We start from the raw sequence: 15725 nt of genomic DNA, 5'->3' as shown, positions 1-15725 counted from the left end.
GTTGGGAGGGTGATCAGGTGACGGAAGGCTTCCCCATCTTGTCATGCCCGGGCTTGACCCGGGCATCCAGAAGGTCTCGACACCTCCTGGATTGCCGGGTCAAGCCCGGCAATGACAGAAGGGGGTTCGGCCGGTCCTCCACCCCATCGCTCCTGCTGTCTGAGGCTAGACCGGGCGGCGCGGCAGATGCTGCCATGGATGCGGGCCGCTTTGGTGCATCCGCATGGTGCGCCGCCGGGTTTTCGGCCGATCGTGCCAGGATCGGCGGAGCAAGCTGAGAGCACGCGGCCCGACCAGAGACAGCGGTGATGACCCAGGACACCCCTCCCCCGACCTTGCGCCCGATGACGGAGCAGGACCTGCCGGCGCTGCACGCCCTGACCGTGGAGGTCGGCTGGGCGCATCGGCCGGAGGATTGGCGCTTCGTCTATGAGGTCGGCGAGGGTGTGGTGGCCTGCGACGGCGCCGGCCGGGTGATCGGCTCGGCCCTGTGGTGGCCGTTCGGCCCGGATTTCGGCACGGTCGGCATGATCATCGTTTCGCCGCGGCTGCAGGCGAAGGGCACCGGGCGGCGACTGATGCAGTGGCTGTTCGACCGGGCCGGCGACCGCGTGCTGCAGCTCAACGCCACCCCGGCGGGGCTGCGGCTGTACCGGTCGGAGGGCTTCCGGGAGATCGGCCGGATCCACCAGCACCAGGGACCGGTGCAGCCGCTGCCGGCCGTCGCCGCACCCGGGCGGGTGCGGCCGATCACGGCCGAGGACTGGCCGCGGATCCGCGAGCTCGACCATGAGGCCTACGGCGCGGACCGGTCGGCGGCGCTGGACGCGCTCACCGCCCGTTCGGTCGGCTTTGGCTATGAGATTGAGAGGCAGCTTGCGGGTTTCAGCCTGTGCCGTCCCTTCGGCCGCGGCCATGCCGTCGGCCCGATCGTCGCACCGGACGAGGCGGCGGCGATCGCCCTGCTGCAGCCGCATCTGCAGGAGCATGCCGGCCGCTTCCTGCGGGTCGACACGCCGGATGACCACGCCTTCGCCGACCGCCTCACCGCCGCCGGCCTGGCGCGGGTCGATACGGTCGCCACCATGCGGCGCGGCGACCGGCCGGGAGCACCGGCTTCCGTGAGGATCTTCGGGCTGATCAACCAGGCCCTGGGCTGATCATGCCCCGCGCGACGCTGCTGTACAAATCCGACCCGGTCCGCGGCGCGGTCTGGGACCGGGTGTTCCGGGAGGAAGCGCCGGACATCGCGCTGGAGGTCTGGTCGCCCGACACGCCATCGTCGGATGCCGCCTATCTGGTGACCTGGATCCCGCCCGAGGATCTGGCGCGGTCCGTGCCGAGGCTGGAGGTGCTGTTCGGCCTGGGCGCCGGGGTCGACCATCTGGACCTCGACCGCCTGCCGCCGCGAGTCCAGGTCGTGCGCATGGTCGATCCGGACCTCACCCGCTCCATGATCGAATACGTGCTCTACGCCGTGCTGGCGCTGCACCGGGACATCCCGGCCTATCTCGCCGACCAGCGAGAGGGCCGCTGGGCCCCGCGCCCGGTGCGGCGCAGCGCCGACCGCACGGTCGGGGTGATGGGGCTGGGCGTGCTCGGCCGCGCCGCGGCCGAGGCGCTGCGCGACCTCGGCTTTTCCGTCCGCGGCTGGAGCACGTCGGAGAAGGCGATCCCGGCCGTCGACTGCTTTGCCGGGCCGGATTCGCTGCCGGCGTTCCTCCGGGCCTGCGAGATCCTGGTCTGCCTGCTGCCGCTGACCGATGCCACCCGTGGCCTGCTGAACGCCGAGGTCTTCGGCGCCCTGCCGGCCGGGGCCGGGCTGGTCAATGTCGGCCGCGGCGGGCATGTGGTCGAGGCCGACCTGCTGGCCGCGCTGGAGAGCGGGCAGATCTCGGCCGCGATGCTCGACGTGCTGGCGACCGAGCCCCCCGCCCCCGACCATCCGCTGCTGCGGCATCCGCGCATGATGCTGACCCCGCATGTGGCCAGCGCCACCCATCCGGAGTCGGCGGCCCGCCAAGTGATCCGCGCGATCCGCCGGCATCGCGACGGACTGCCGATGGAGCACGTCATCGACCGCCGGCAGGCGTACTGACTTTAGGCGAACAGGCTCATCAGCGGCTGTTCGGTCTTCCGGACCGGGGTCTTGATCACGATGTAGCTGAAGTATTTCGAGATCCCGACCGGGCGCTCCAGCAGGCCTTCCATCACCTCCTGGTAATGCGACAGGCTGCGGGTGACGAACTTCACCAGATAGTCGTAGCCGCCGCTGACCAGGTGGCATTCCATCACCTCTTCGAGGCCGCGCATCGCCGCCTCGAAGCGGGTGAAGTAGGGCATCGTCTGGTCGGCCAGGGTGATCTCGGTGAAGACGGTGACGGTCTCGCCCAGCTTGGCCAGGTTGAGATGGGCGCCGTAGCCGGCGATGTAGCCCGCCTGCTCCAGCCGCTTGACCCGCAGCAGGCAGGGGCTGGTGGACAGCCCGACCGCATCCGCCAGGTTGACATTGGTCATCCGCCCCTGGCGCTGCAGCTGCACCAGGATCCGCATGTCGATCTGATCGAGCCTGTTGCCGGACGGGTTCACGAAGCTGCTCCTATTCGGCGGCGACGCCGGTCTTGCCTTGCCGCAGGGCATTGGCCTTGTGCAGCGTGCGGACCGGGTCGCCGAAATGCCGGTCCAGCTCCTTCAGCGCCGCTTCGGCATCGTCGCCGCCGACCAGGTCGGCCAGCAGCTTGTGCTCGTCGATCAGCGCCTTGTTGGTGCGATAGCCGCCCATCAGCTTGTGCAGGCACAACATGGTCTCGGCCTGCAGCGTGGCGTAGCCGCGGGACAGCCGGTGGCTGCCGGCCGCGTCGACCAGCTCGCGGTGGAACTCCAGGTCCAGCTCGGCGGTGCGCGGCCAGTCCTCGCGCCGGACGGAGACCTCCATCTGCCTGACGATGGCCTTCAGCTTCTTCGCCAGCGCGGTCCGGCCGGGCAGCCCCATGACCCGCCGCAGGGCGACGAGCTCGAGCGACTTGCGCACGAAGTAGATGTCCTGCAGGTCCTCGTCGCTCAGCTCCGGCACGAACACGCCGCGATGAGGCTCGCTGCGCAGCAGCCCTTCCTGGATCAGCCGCTGCAGCGCCTCGCGCACCGGCCCGCGGCTGACGCCGAAGCTGGCCGCCAGCTCCATCTCGTTGAGCTGGGCGCCGAGCGGGAAGGTACCATCGAGGATCGAAACGCGGATCTGCTCGCTGACCTGGCCCGACAGGGTCGTGCGCGCCAGCCGTTTCACCTTCCCACCGTTCGCCTGTGCCATGCGCTGCCCCGCCTTCCGTGATGTCCCGCTCAATGCAGGACGTCCTGCAGCCGATAGTAAGCGCCGACCAGGGGCAGGAACCAGGGGGGCCCGAAATGGCCGGGCACCGCCGGCCAGTCGAGGTCGCGGAAGACGTTGCATTCCGGCCGGCCGCTCATCACCTCGGCCATCACCGCGCCCATATGGGTCGCCATCTGGGTGCCATGGCCGCTGTAGCCCATCGAGTAGTAGAGGCCGTCATGCACGCCGGCCCGGGGCAGCCGGTCGGCGGTCATGTCGACGATCCCGCCCCAGCAATAGTCGATGCGCACGTCGCCGAGCTGCGGGAAGACCGCGCGCAGCGTCCGATGCAGCACGCGGCCGCTCTTGGCGTCGGACAGCGGGCTGGACACGGCGAAGCGGGCCCGCCCGCCGAACAGCAGCCGGTTGTCGCCGGTGATGCGGAAATAGGTGCCGACATTCTTCGAATCCGTCGCCATCCGGCGCGTCGGCATCAGCTCATCCACCACCGCCTGCGGCAGCTTCTCGGTGACGATCACGAAGCTGCCGATCGGGATGACGCGGCGCCGGAACCAGGCGAAGGGGCCTGCGCGCGACGGGCCGGTCGCCAGCAGCACCTGCGACGCCGTGAGCTTGCCGCGGGCGGTCACCACCGTATGAGCGTGGCCGTTGAGCTGCGTCAGCGCCGAGACCGGCGCATCCTCGAAGATCGCGGCGCCCCGCGCCGCCGCCGCCTCGGCCAGCCCCTTGGAGAAGCGGCCCATATGCATGCCGGCGCTCTTCCGGTAGACCAGCCCGCCGTGGAACCGGTCGGACCCGATCTCGGCCCGCAGGTCGCCGGCGGCGACCAGGGCGGTGTCGGCATCGACCTCGCGCGCCAGAACCTCCTGCGCCCGCTGCAGCTTGTCGAAATGCTCCGGCTTGGCGGCCAGCTTGATCTTGCCGGTGCGGCGGAAATCGCAGTCGATCCCCTCCTCCCGCACCAGCCGCTCGACCGTGTCGACCGCGGCGTCATAAGCACGATAGAGCAGCCGGGCCCGGTCGAGGCCGTGCCGCGCCGCCACGCCCTGGAAATCGACCGCTAGGCCGTTGTTGCACTGGCCGCCATTGCGGCCGGAGGCACCGGCGCCGACCCGCCCGGCGTCCAGCACCGCCACCCGGGCACCACGCTTCGCCAGCGCCAGCGCCGCCGAGAGGCCGGTGAAGCCGGCGCCGATCACGGCGACATCCACCTTGCCCTCGACCGGGCCGGTGGCGGCGCCCTGGAACGGCGTCACGGAATCCATCCAGTAGGAAGCCAGTTTCATGATCGATCCTGATCGCGCCCCGCCTGATCGCGCGCCCGATCAGCGCCCGTCGCGGCAACGACCCACTAGCTTGACCATGTCACTCGTAGGATTGTCAACAATCATAACGAGGGGTGGGACAGCAGTCGCCCCAGCATGGCGACGCCGGACGCCAGCTCGGCCCGGGTGATGAACTCGTCCGGCTTGTGCGCCCGGTCGATGTCGCCCGGCCCGCAGACGATCGACGGCACGCCGGCCTGCTGGTACAGGCCGGCCTCGGTGCCGAAGCTGACCGCGGCCTGGCGCGGCTGCCCTGAGATCGCCTCGGCCAGCGCCGCCAGCGGATGGTCGTCGGCGAGGTCGAGCGCCGGGTAGAGGGCGAGGGTCTCGCTGTCGACCGCGACCGACCGCCCCTCGGCCCGCAGCGCCGCGACCCGGTCCTCGGCGAAGCGCGCGATCGGCCGCCAGAGTTCGGCCGGGTCGGTGCCCGGGATGGCACGGGCCTCGAGGTCGAAGACGCATTCGGCCGGCACGATGTTGACCCCGGTGCCGCCGGACACGACGCCAACCTGCAGGGTCGAGACCGGCGGCGCGAAGCGGTCGTCGAACGGGCCTTCGGTCTCGATCCGCCGGGCCTCGTCCCGCACCCGGAGCATCAGCTCCGCCGCCAGGTGGATGGCGTTGTCGGCCAGGTCGGGGCGCGAGGAATGGCCGGCGCGGCCGCGCACGCGGACTCTCTGGGCGATCTTGCCCTTGTGCCGCAGCACCGGGCGCAACCCGGTCGGCTCGCCGACGATGCAGCCGATGGGCGGAGCGCAGAGCTGCGGCAGCCGATCGATCAGGTGGCGCACGCCGACGCAGCCGACCTCCTCGTCATAGGACAGGGCGATGTGCACCGGCCGCGTCAGCTTGGCCGCGACCAGTCCGGGCACGGAGGCCAGCACGCAGGCGACGAAGCCTTTCATGTCGACCGCGCCGCGGCCGAACAGCCGGCCGCCGTCCTGGCGCAGGGCGAAGGGATGGCCGGTCCAGCCCTCCGGCGCGGCCGGCACCACGTCGAGATGGGCCGACAGGATGGTCCCCGTCCCTTCCGCCGGGCCGATGGTGGCGAACAGGTTGGCCCGATCGCCCTCCGGCCCCGGCAGCACGGTGCTGGCCACGCCGTGCTCGGCGAGATACGAACGGACATAGTCGACGATCGCCCCGTTCGGGGTGCGGCAGACCGACGGGATCGCCACCAGATCCGCCAGAATCTCCTCGACCGGTTTCATCCCACGCCTCCTGTCAGTGCGCCGTCATCCTGCCCTGCCGCGCCGCAGCGGTCGCACCGAAGGACAGCGGCGGATCGGCATGTCGTGCCATCGGGCCGGCTGCAAACGGCATGATCGCCCGGCGATGCGGCATGCAGACGGATGGCCATGCGGCCCGCCCCCCGTAGGATGGCCCGATCGCGGATCCCATGAAAGCACCGGACATGGCCCTGAGACCGAAATACGTCACCTTCGACTGCTACGGCACCCTGATCTGTTTCGAGATGGCGCCGGCTGCCCGCCGGATCTATGCCGACCGGGTCGACGCGTCGCGGATGGACGCCTTCTGCGCCGATTTCTCGGCCTATCGCCTGGACGAGGTGCTCGGCGCCTGGAAGCCCTATCACGAGGTCGTGCGCAACGCGCTGGAGCGCAGCTGCAGGCTGTGGCAGGTGCCGTTCCGGGAGGAGGATGCGGACGCCGTCTATGCCGCCATCCCCGGCTGGAACCCGCATCCGGACGTGCCGGAGGCGCTGGCCAAGGTCGCCGACCGCATCCCGCTGGTGATCCTGTCGAATTCGATGACCGACCTGATCCCGCACAGCGTCGCCAAGCTGGGCGCGCCGTTCCACGCCGCCTACACGGCGCAGGAGGCGCAGGCCTACAAGCCGCGCATGCAGGCCTTCGAATACATGTTCGACCAGCTCGGCTGCGGGCCGGAGGACGTGCTGCACTGCTCCTCCAGCTTCCGCTACGACCTGATGACCGCGCATGATCTGCGGATCACCAGCAAGGTGTTCGTCAACCGCGGGCACGAGCCGGCCAACCCCTATTACGGCTATCATGAGATCAAGGACATCAGCGGCCTGCCCGGCCTGCTGGGGCTGTAGTCCGCCCGAAGGCGGTATCGTCTTCATTAAGATTGTTGACAATCCTACGACTGTCGCCATCATACCGGACGGGAACCGGGGCATCGCGGCACCAGCGGCTGCGAGGGACGACGCGGAACACCGCGCGTCCGGGATGCCCCGGCCATCACAACAACCAGGGAGCTCGGGATCGGTGATCCCGCACAACAGAGGGACGGCGGCATGACGAAGATCAGCGATTTCGAAGCGATGCGCCCCGCCGAGCGCCGGCGCGTCCTGGAGGCGCTGCGCGGCGGCGCCACCCGGCGCGAGGTGCTGGGCATGCTGGGCATGGCCGGCATGGGCCTGGCCGCCGGCGGATCGGTGTTCGCCCACGCCAGCCGGGCGCTGGCCGACACGCCGAAGCGCGGCGGCAGCATCCGCGTCGCCGGCTACACGAGTTCCACCGCCGACACGCTCGACCCGGCCAAGCAGACGGCGTCGACCGACTATGTCCGCTGCAACCTGTTCTACAACAAGCTGACCCGGATCGACGAAGCCGGCGAGCCGCAGCCGGAGCTGGCCGAGGCGATCGACAACGACAAGGCGACGGTCTGGACCATCAAGCTGCGGAAGGGGGTCACCTTCCACGACGGCAAGGCCCTGACCGCCGACGACGTGGTCTACTCCCTGAAGCGCCACCTCGACCCGGAGGTCGGCAGCAAGGCCAAGGCCCTGGCCTCGGCGATGGAGGAGATCAGCGCCTCCGGGCCGAACGAGGTCCGCATCCGGCTGTCGGGCCCGAACGCGGATTTCCCGGTGATCCTGGGCACCGCCCATTTCCACATCGTCAAGGACGGCACCAAGGACTTTGCCACCGCGATCGGCACCGGCCCGTTCAAATGCCAGGAGTTCACGCCCGGCGTGCGCTCGGTCGCCGTGCGCAACGACGGCTACTGGCGCGACGGCCCCTGGCTCGACCAGATCGAGTTCTTCGGCCTGGCCGACGAGAGCGCCCGGGTCAACGCGCTGCTTTCGGGCGACGTGCACCTGGCGTCGACCATCAATCCGCGCTCGGTCAAGCAGCTGCAGGACACCGGCGCCTTCGGCATCCTGGACACCCGCGCCGGCAACTACACCAACCTGATCATGCGGCTGGATGCGGCGCCGGGCAGCAGCCCGGACTTCGTCCTGGGCATGAAGAGCCTGATCAACCGGGAGCAGATCCAGTCCGCGATCTATCGCGGCTATGCCGAGATCGCCAACGACCATCCGATCCCGTCCTCGAACCGGTTCTACGCCAAGGACATCCCGCAGCGCCCCTTCGACCCGGACCAGGCCAAGTTCCATTTCCAGAAGGCCGGGGTGCTGGGCACGACGGTCCCGGTCGTCGCCTCGCCCGCCGCCGACAATTCGGTGGAGATGGCGGTGCTGCTGCAGCAGGAGGCGCAGAAGATCGGACTGACGCTGGACGTGCAGCGGGTGCCGTCGGACGGCTTCTGGTCGAACTACTGGATGAAGTCGCCGGTCGGCTTCGGCAACATCAACCCGCGGCCGACCGCCGACCTGCTGCTGACGCTGTTCTACAAGTCGGACGCGCCGTGGAACGAATCCGGCTGGAAGGACGGCAAGTTCGACCAGCTGCTGGTCGCCGCCCGGGCCGAGACCGACGAGGCCAAGCGCCGGCAGATGTATCACGACCTGCAGGTGATGGTGCGCGACGGGTCCGGCGTGGCGATCCCGGCCTTCATCAGCAACCTCGACGCCTATGCCAGCAATCTGAAGGGCCTGAAGCCGATGCCGACCGGCGCCCTGATGGGCTACGGCTTCGGCGAGTATGTCTGGCTGGACGGCTAGGCGGATGAACGGCCAGATCGCGAAGCTGATCGGGGGGCGGCTGGTCGTCGCGGCGCTGACCCTGGTCTTCGTCGCCGTGGTCGTGTTCGTCGCCACCCAGCTGCTGCCGGGCGACGTGGCGCAGGCGATCCTGGGCCAGAGCGCGACGCCGGAGGCGGTGGCCGGGCTGCGCACCGCCCTGGGCCTCGACCAGCCGGCGGCGGAGCGCTTCCTGCTCTGGCTCGGCGGGCTCGTGACCGGCGATCCGGGCGTGTCGCTGGTCAGCCGCCAGCCGATCGGCCCGCTGATCGGCACCCGCCTCGCCAGCTCGCTGCTGCTGGCCGCCATCGTCGCCGCCGTGGCGGTGCCGCTGGCGCTGGCGATCGGCATCACCTCCGCCGTCTGGCGCGGCTCGCTGTACGACCGGGCGGTGGCCACCGCCACCATCTCGGTGGTGGCGGTGCCGGAGTTCCTGGTCGCCACCGTCGCGGTGCTGATCTTCGCGGTGCATCTGCACTGGCTGCCGGCGCTGTCCTTCGTCCCGGCCCATGCCTCGCCGCTGCAGTTCCTGCGCGCCGTGGCCATGCCGGTCTTGAGCCTGACCTTCGTGGTGACGGCGCAGATGGCGCGCATGACCCGGGCCGCGGTGATCGAGACGCTGCGGTCGCCCTATGTCGAGATGGCGGCGCTGAAGGGGGCCAGCCCGGCGCGCATCGTGCTGCGCCATGCGCTGCCGAACGCGGTCGGCGCCATCGCCAACGCCGTGGCGCTGAGCCTGTCCTACCTGCTCGGCGGCGTGATCATCGTCGAGACCATCTTCAACTATCCGGGCATCGCCAAGCTGATGGTCGACAGCGTCGCCATGCGCGACATGCCGGTCGTCCAGTCCTGCGCCATGGTGTTCTGCGCGGTCTATCTGCTGCTGGTCACCGCGGCCGACATCGCCGCGATCCTGTCCAACCCGAAGCTGCGCCGCCGATGACCCAGCCAGCCCTCGACGACATCGAGCTGCCCCGACGCAAGCCGCGCCGGCTGCGGCTGCCCGCTTCCGGCGTGATCGGCGCCGCGATCGTGCTGGTCGCGATCGCGGTCGCGGCGTTCGGCTGGGCCTTGGCCCCTTACGATGCCGGGGCGGTGATCGACTATGAGGTGTTCAAGCCGGTCAGCGCCGCCTTCCCGCTGGGCACAGACTATCTCGGCCGCGACATGCTGAGCCGCGTCCTGCTCGGCGCCCGCTATACGGTGGGCATCGCCGGCCTCGCCACCCTGCTGGCCTGCGGCGCCGGCGTCTGCCTGGGCCTGTTCGCTGCCGCAATCGGCGGCTGGGCCGACGCCCTCCTCAGCCGGACTCTCGACGCCCTGACCTCGATCCCCAGCAAGATGCTGGCGCTGGTGCTGGTGGCCGGCCTGGGTTCCTCGACCCCGATCCTGGTGCTGACGCTGGCCTTCATCTACCTGCCGGGCTGCTTCCGCATCACCCGGGCGCTCGGCGTCAACATCGCGGCGGAGGATTTCGTCCTGGCCGCCCGCGCCCGCGGCGAGCGCACCGGCTACATCATGCTGCAGGAGGTGCTGCCGAACATGGTCGGGCCGATCCTGGCGGATTTCGGCCTGCGCTTCGTCTTCGTCGTGCTGCTGCTGAGCAGCCTGAGCTTCCTCGGTCTCGGCGTGCAGCCGCCGAACGCCGACTGGGGGTCGCTGGTGCGCGAGAATATCTCGGGGCTGAGCGAGGGCGCGCCGGCCGTGATCCTGCCGGCCGTCGCCATCGCCGTGCTGACCATCGGCGTCAACCTGCTGATCGACAGCCTGCCCGGCCGTCGCCGCGAGGGGCATTGAGATGAGCGCGACCGTCCAGGTCTCCGGCCTGCGCGTCACCGCCCGTACCGAGGAGGGCGGCGAGGCCGTGATCGTCGACGATGTCGGCTTCACCATCCGCCAGGGCGAGGTGCTGGCGCTGATCGGCGAATCCGGCTCGGGCAAGACCACGATCGCCCTGGCGACAATGGGCTATTGCCGGGCCGGCTGCCGCATCGTCGGCGGCTCGGCCGATGTCTTCGGCCGTGAGATCCTGGCGCTGGACCGCAAGACGCTGCGCGGCCTGCGCGGCCGGCAGATCGCCTATATCGCCCAGAGCGCGGCCGCCGCCTTCAACCCGTCGCGCAGCATCATGGCGCAGGTGATCGAGAGCGCGCTGATCCACGGCACCATGACCGCCGAGGCGGCGCGCACCAAGGCGCGCCAGCTGTTCCGCGAGCTGGCCCTGCCCGATGCCGACCATATCGGCGACCGCTACCCGCACCAGGTCTCGGGCGGCCAGCTGCAGCGCCTGATGGCGGCGATGGCGCTGATCAACGACCCGGAGCTGGTGATCTTCGACGAGCCGACCACGGCGCTGGACGTCACCACCCAGATCGAGGTGCTGCGCGCCTTCAAGGCCGCGGTGCGGACCCGCAGGACCACTGGCATCTACGTCTCGCACGACCTCGCCGTGGTCGCCCAGATCGCCGACCGGATCGCCGTGCTGCGCCACGGCCGGCTGCAGGAGACGGGGCCGACCGAGCGCGTGGTGACCGCGCCGCAGGACGGCTACACCCGCCAGTTGATCGCCGCCGCCACCCCGGCGAAGCGGACCATCGGCGAGGCTCCGGCGCCGGCCGGGGCGGCGCCGCTGCTGCGGGTCGAGGGGCTGCTGGCCGGCTTCGGCGCGGCCCGGCCCGGCGCCGAGCCGCCGGTCATCGCGCTGCAGGATATCGACCTGACGATCCGGCGCGGCCGCACCCTGGGCGTGATCGGCGAATCCGGCAGCGGCAAGAGCACGCTGGCCCGGGTGATCGCCGGCATCCTGCCGGCGGCGCGCGGCCGCATCCTGCTGGACGGCGAGGCGCTGCCGGCGACGCTGGGCGGCCGCAGCCGCGACCAGCTGCGCCGCGTCCAGATCGTGTTCCAGAACGCCGACACGGCGCTGAACCCGGCCCGGACGGTGGAGCAGATCATCGCCCGGCCGCTGGCCTTCTACCACGGCCAGGGCGACCGCCAGCGCCGGCAGCGGCTGCACCGCCTGCTCGACCTCGTGCGCCTGCCCACGGCGGTGGCCGACCGGCTGCCGGGCGAGCTGTCGGGCGGGCAGAAGCAGCGCGTCAACCTGGCCCGGGCGCTGGCCGCCGACCCCGAGCTGATCCTGTGCGACGAGGTCACCTCCGCCCTCGACACCGTGGTCGGCGAGGCGGTGCTGGACCTGCTGACCGAGCTGCAGCGCGAGCTCGGCGTCGCCCTGATGTTCATCAGCCACGACCTCGGCGTGGTCCGGTCGATCAGCCACGAGGTGCTGGTGCTGCGCCAGGGCCGGACCGTCGAGGCCGGGCCGACCGAGCAGGTGCTGCGCGCGCCACAGGCGGCCTATACGGGCCTGCTGCTGGCCTCGGTGCCCGAGCTGCGGACAGGGTGGCTGGACGAGATCGGCCCGCGCGTGGTCTCGGCTGCGTGAGCACGGGATGCTGCGCCGCGAGAAGAGCGGCTCTTCAAGACCACGGCTCCCTTCACCTCTCCACCGGACGGGCAATCCACATCTTCCATGCTGCATTTGCGAAATAATCATTCGTTGACAGCAGATATCAGATAACTAACATCCGGCCATCAGCGCACACATCCTGTCAGCCAGTCCTCCCGCAACCAACCGGTGAGCAGCATGGCCAGACTCTCCTTCGGTGATCGCGGCATCGTCATCGCCATGGACCACGCCCGGACGCTCGGGGTGGTGCCGGGGCTCGAGGACCCGGGTGCGGTGCTGGACCGTGTCATCGCGGCCGGCGCCGACGGGATCATGACCTCCTACGGCGTGATCAAGCATTACCGCGACAGGCTGCTGGGCCGGCTGCCGGTCTATCTGCGGCTGGACGGCGGCCCCAGCATCACCCGCGAGGACTGGCTGCGCTACACCGAGTGGAGCCTGCTGCACACGGTGGAGGATGCCCGCCGGCTGGGCGTCGACGGCGTCTGCGTCATGGGCTTCATGGGCGGCGCGGTCGAGATGCGGACCTACGACATCGTCGCCCGGGTGGTCGGCGACTGCGCCGCCGACGGGCTGCCGGTGATGGTCGAGGCGCTGCCCTGCCCGGCCGAGCGCATCCCCGACCCGCTCGATGCCGGCGCCATGGCCTCGGCCTCGCGCATCGCCTTCGAGCTCGGTGCCGACATCGTCAAGACCTACTACACCGGCTCGGCCGACAGCTTCCGCCGGGTGACCTCGACCTGCCCCGCCCCGGTGCTGATCGCCGGCGGGGTGAAGATGGAGACGGTGCGGGACGCGCTGGCGGTGGTGCACGGCTCGGTCCAGGCCGGCGGGCGCGGCGTCGTCTTCGGCCGCAACATCTGGCAGGCGCCGGACCCGGCGGCGGTGGTGCGCGCCCTGGCGGCGATCATCCATCGCGGCCAGGGCGTCGACGAGGCGATGGCCGCCGGCGGCCTGGCCGGCTGAGAGCAACAGCGCGGGGCCCGGCGATGTCGGCGCGCTTCGATCCGCCCTTCCTGATCGGCATCGATGTCGGCACCCGGTCGGTCCGCGCCATCGCCTTCGACGCGCGCGGCCGCCGGGCGGCGCAGGCGGCGCGGCCGACCCCGGCGCGGATGATCGGCGGCGGACGCGGCGAATACGACCCCGACGCCCTCTTCGCCGCGGTGACCGACTGCCTGGCCGAGGTGGCGCGATCGCTGTCCGGCGGGCCGGTCGCTGGCCTCGCGGTCGGCAGCGTCGGCGAGAGCTGCGTGCTGATCGACGACAGCGGCCGGTCGCTGGCGCCGTCGCTGGTCTGGTTCGACCGGCGCACCGAGGCGGCGGCGCGCGAGCTGGCCGAGAAGATCGGCCCGGACCGGATCTTCCAGATCACCGGCATCGCCATCGACCCGACCCTGACCCTGTGCAAGCTGGCCTGGATGCGGGCGCATTGGCCGGAGGCGATGGGCCGCGCCCGCCGGATGCTGAACATCGCCGATTGGATCGCCTTCCGCCTGACCGGCGTGGCGGCGACTGAGCCGACCCTGGCCTCGCGCACCCTGTGCTTCGACATCCATGAGCGCCGCTGGTCGGAGGAGCTTCTGGGCCTCGCCGGGATCGACGCCGGCCTGCTGCCGCCGGTCATGGCCTCGGGCACCGCGATCGGCCCGGTGCGGCCGGAGGTGCTGGCCGCGACCGGCCTGGCGGGGAGGCCGGTGGTCGCCACCGGCGGCCACGACCATCTCTGCGGCTCCTACGCCGCCGGGATCACCCGGCCGGGCATGCTGCTGGACAGCCTGGGCACCGCCGAGGCGGTGCTGCTGGCGACCAGCTTCCCGCTGCTCGACCCGGCGGTGATGCGGCGCGGCTTCGTGCAGGGCGCGATCGAGACCCACCGCCCGCTGTCCTATCTCGGCGGCGGCATCAACAGCTCGGGCGGGGCGGTCGAATGGTTCCGGTCGCTGACCGGCCAGGCCGGGCACGAGGCGCTGATCGCCGAGGCCCGCGCGGTCGAGCCGGGCAGCCAGGGCGTGGTGTTCCTGCCGCATCTGGTCTACAGCCCGCCGCCCGACCCGGACACCAGCGCGCGCGGGGCCTTCATCGGCCTGACTGCCCATGCCGATCGCGGCACCCTGTTCCGGGCGGTGCTGGAGGGGCTGGCGATGCAGGCGCGGCTGATGGTCGACGCCATGGCGGCGCTGCCGGGGATCACGCCGCCGACCGGGATCCGGGCGATCGGCGGCAGCTCGCGCAACGCCCTGTTCCTCGAGATCAAGGCCAATGTCTACGGCCGGCCGGTCACGGTGGTGGACGAGCCCGAGGCCACGGCGCTGGGCGCGGCGCTGCTCGGCGGCGTCGCCGCCGGCCTGTGGCCCGATCTCGACGCCGCCCTCGCCGCGATCGACCAGCGGCACCACACGGTGGACCCGGACCCCGGGCTCGCCGCGCGCTACGATGCGCTGTACCGCTCGGTGTTCGAGCGGCTGCACTCTACACTGACCCCGCTCAACCGCGCCCTGGCCGGCTTCGACCGAAAGGCCGAGCCGGTCCCGGCCTGACCCGCGCCGGACGGCGCCAAGACCAACAAGCAACCAACCAGACAGATGGAGGAAACGATGGAACGGCGCTTGTTCATGTCCCTTCTGGGCGCCTCGGCCGCGCTCGCCGGCACCGCCGCGGCGGTCGCCCCGGCCAAGGCCCAGGGCAAGAGCTTCAGGATCGCCCTCGTCCCCGGCCTGACGACGGACGCCTTCTACATCACCATGCGCCGCGGCGCCGAGGCGGCGTGCAAGGCGGTCGGGGCCGAGCTGGTGTTCCAGGGCGCGCCCGAGTTCAACGCGGTGCTGCAGGTGCCGGTGCTGGACGCGGTGATCGCGCGCAAGCCCGACGCCCTCCTGGTGGCGCCGACCGACAAGACCCAGCTGATCGAGCCGCTGCGCAAGGCGGTGGATGCCGGCGTCCCGGTCTTCACCGTCGACACCTTCATCGGCACCGGCGTCTACCAGGCCGGCGAGGGCAATGCCGATTTCCCGCTGTCCTACATCGCCTCGGACAACATCCTGGGCGGCCGCCTCGCGGCGCGGGCGCTGGCCAAGTCGATCGGCGGCAAGGGCAAGGTCTACGTCTCCAACGTCAAGCCCGGCATCTCCACCACCGACCAGCGCGAGGAGGGGTTCAAGGAGGAGATCAAGGCCCATTCCGGCATCGAGGTGCTGGAGACGCAGTTCAACGACGACGACGCCAACAAGGCGGCCTCGCAGCTGCAGGCGGTGCTGGCCCGCAACCCGGACCTGGCGGGCGTGTTCGGCGCCAACCTGTTCTCCGCCCTCGGCGCCGCCAACGGCGTCAAGCAGGCGGGCAAGGCGGGCGCGGTCAAGGTCGCGGCCTTCGACGCGCCGCAGTCGATCGTCGAGGACCTGAAGAACGGCACGGTCGACATCGCCATCGCCCAGCACCCGGCCGAGATCGGCTGGTTCGGCGTGATCAGCGCCTTCGCCCATCTGACCGAGCAGTCGGTGCCGGCCGCGATCGGCACCGGCTTCACCGTGATGGACAAGGCCAACATCGACGACCCGAAGGTCGCGAGGTTCCTCTACACCGGCTGATGCCGGACGGCACCGTCATCGCGAGGCCCTGTGGCATTTGCATTCCGGCCGAAAACAAACGAGTCCCCCCTCCCCTTGCGGGAGGGGGATAGGGGGAGGGGGG

At 70.9% G+C, this 15725-nt stretch carries 14 protein-coding genes; 10 read left to right on the top strand and 4 right to left on the bottom strand.

The features are described 5' to 3' along the window. The first annotated feature begins 308 nt into the window (after nt 1-308). Both ACFW16_RS32460 and ACFW16_RS32455 read left to right on the top strand, forming a co-directional pair. Nucleotides 309-1160, top strand: a complete 852-nt coding sequence (locus tag ACFW16_RS32460) for a GNAT family N-acetyltransferase (protein ID WP_380313187.1) — start codon at nt 309-311, stop codon at nt 1158-1160. Between the two features lie 2 nt (nt 1161-1162). Beyond that, entirely contained in the window at nt 1163-2098 is a 936-nt protein-coding gene (locus ACFW16_RS32455) for a 2-hydroxyacid dehydrogenase (protein WP_380313186.1), read from the top strand. A gap of 2 nt (nt 2099-2100) precedes the next feature. Here ACFW16_RS32455 and ACFW16_RS32450 read toward each other — a convergent pair whose 3' ends face one another. From ACFW16_RS32450 to argE, 4 genes are all read right to left on the bottom strand, one after another. Next, the gene (locus ACFW16_RS32450; protein WP_380313185.1) at nt 2101-2589 is read right to left on the bottom strand and encodes an Lrp/AsnC family transcriptional regulator; all 489 of its coding nucleotides are present in this window, start codon (nt 2587-2589) and stop codon (nt 2101-2103) included. A 10-nt stretch (nt 2590-2599) separates the two neighbouring features. Beyond that, a complete protein-coding gene (locus tag ACFW16_RS32445) occupies nt 2600-3307 on the bottom strand; it encodes a GntR family transcriptional regulator (protein WP_380313184.1) in 708 nt (235 codons plus the stop codon). 29 nt (nt 3308-3336) lie between these two features. After that, the gene (locus ACFW16_RS32440) at nt 3337-4614 is read right to left on the bottom strand and encodes an NAD(P)/FAD-dependent oxidoreductase (RefSeq protein ID WP_380313183.1); all 1278 of its coding nucleotides are present in this window, start codon (nt 4612-4614) and stop codon (nt 3337-3339) included. 101 nt (nt 4615-4715) lie between these two features. Beyond that, nucleotides 4716-5864: an acetylornithine deacetylase gene (gene argE / locus ACFW16_RS32435; protein WP_380313182.1), complete on the bottom strand. Its 1149-nt coding sequence runs from the start codon at nt 5862-5864 to the stop codon at nt 4716-4718. A 203-nt stretch (nt 5865-6067) separates the two neighbouring features. On the opposite strand from argE, the gene ACFW16_RS32430 reads away from it, so the two are divergent. From ACFW16_RS32430 to ACFW16_RS32395, 8 genes are all read left to right on the top strand, one after another. Further along, the gene (locus ACFW16_RS32430; RefSeq protein ID WP_380313181.1) at nt 6068-6733 is read left to right on the top strand and encodes a haloacid dehalogenase type II; all 666 of its coding nucleotides are present in this window, start codon (nt 6068-6070) and stop codon (nt 6731-6733) included. A 201-nt stretch (nt 6734-6934) separates the two neighbouring features. After that, entirely contained in the window at nt 6935-8548 is a 1614-nt protein-coding gene (locus tag ACFW16_RS32425; RefSeq protein WP_380313180.1) for an ABC transporter substrate-binding protein, read from the top strand. 4 nt (nt 8549-8552) lie between these two features. After that, the gene (locus ACFW16_RS32420; protein WP_380313178.1) at nt 8553-9509 is read left to right on the top strand and encodes an ABC transporter permease; all 957 of its coding nucleotides are present in this window, start codon (nt 8553-8555) and stop codon (nt 9507-9509) included. Continuing rightward, nucleotides 9506-10363 (top strand): ABC transporter permease, encoded by an 858-nt coding sequence (locus ACFW16_RS32415; RefSeq protein ID WP_380313176.1) that lies wholly within the window; start codon nt 9506-9508, stop codon nt 10361-10363. Before ACFW16_RS32420 ends, ACFW16_RS32415 begins: the two co-directional genes overlap by 4 nt. Nucleotide 10364: 1 nt before the next feature. Further along, nucleotides 10365-12011, top strand: coding sequence for an ABC transporter ATP-binding protein (locus tag ACFW16_RS32410; protein ID WP_380313171.1), 1647 nt, complete (start codon nt 10365-10367; stop codon nt 12009-12011). A gap of 201 nt (nt 12012-12212) precedes the next feature. Then, nucleotides 12213-13001, top strand: coding sequence for a class I fructose-bisphosphate aldolase (locus ACFW16_RS32405; RefSeq protein WP_380313169.1), 789 nt, complete (start codon nt 12213-12215; stop codon nt 12999-13001). 23 nt (nt 13002-13024) lie between these two features. Beyond that, nucleotides 13025-14575 (top strand): L-fuculokinase, encoded by a 1551-nt coding sequence (locus ACFW16_RS32400; RefSeq protein ID WP_380313167.1) that lies wholly within the window; start codon nt 13025-13027, stop codon nt 14573-14575. Nucleotides 14576-14632: 57 nt separating this feature from the next. After that, nucleotides 14633-15622, top strand: coding sequence for an ABC transporter substrate-binding protein (locus tag ACFW16_RS32395; RefSeq protein ID WP_380313165.1), 990 nt, complete (start codon nt 14633-14635; stop codon nt 15620-15622). Nucleotides 15623-15725 lie beyond the last annotated feature (103 nt).

This window comes from Inquilinus sp. NPDC058860 (assembly GCF_042743185.1).
In the GTDB taxonomy this organism is placed as follows: domain Bacteria; phylum Pseudomonadota; class Alphaproteobacteria; order DSM-16000; family Inquilinaceae; genus Inquilinus.
This window is presented reverse-complemented; position numbering and strand designations above follow the sequence as displayed.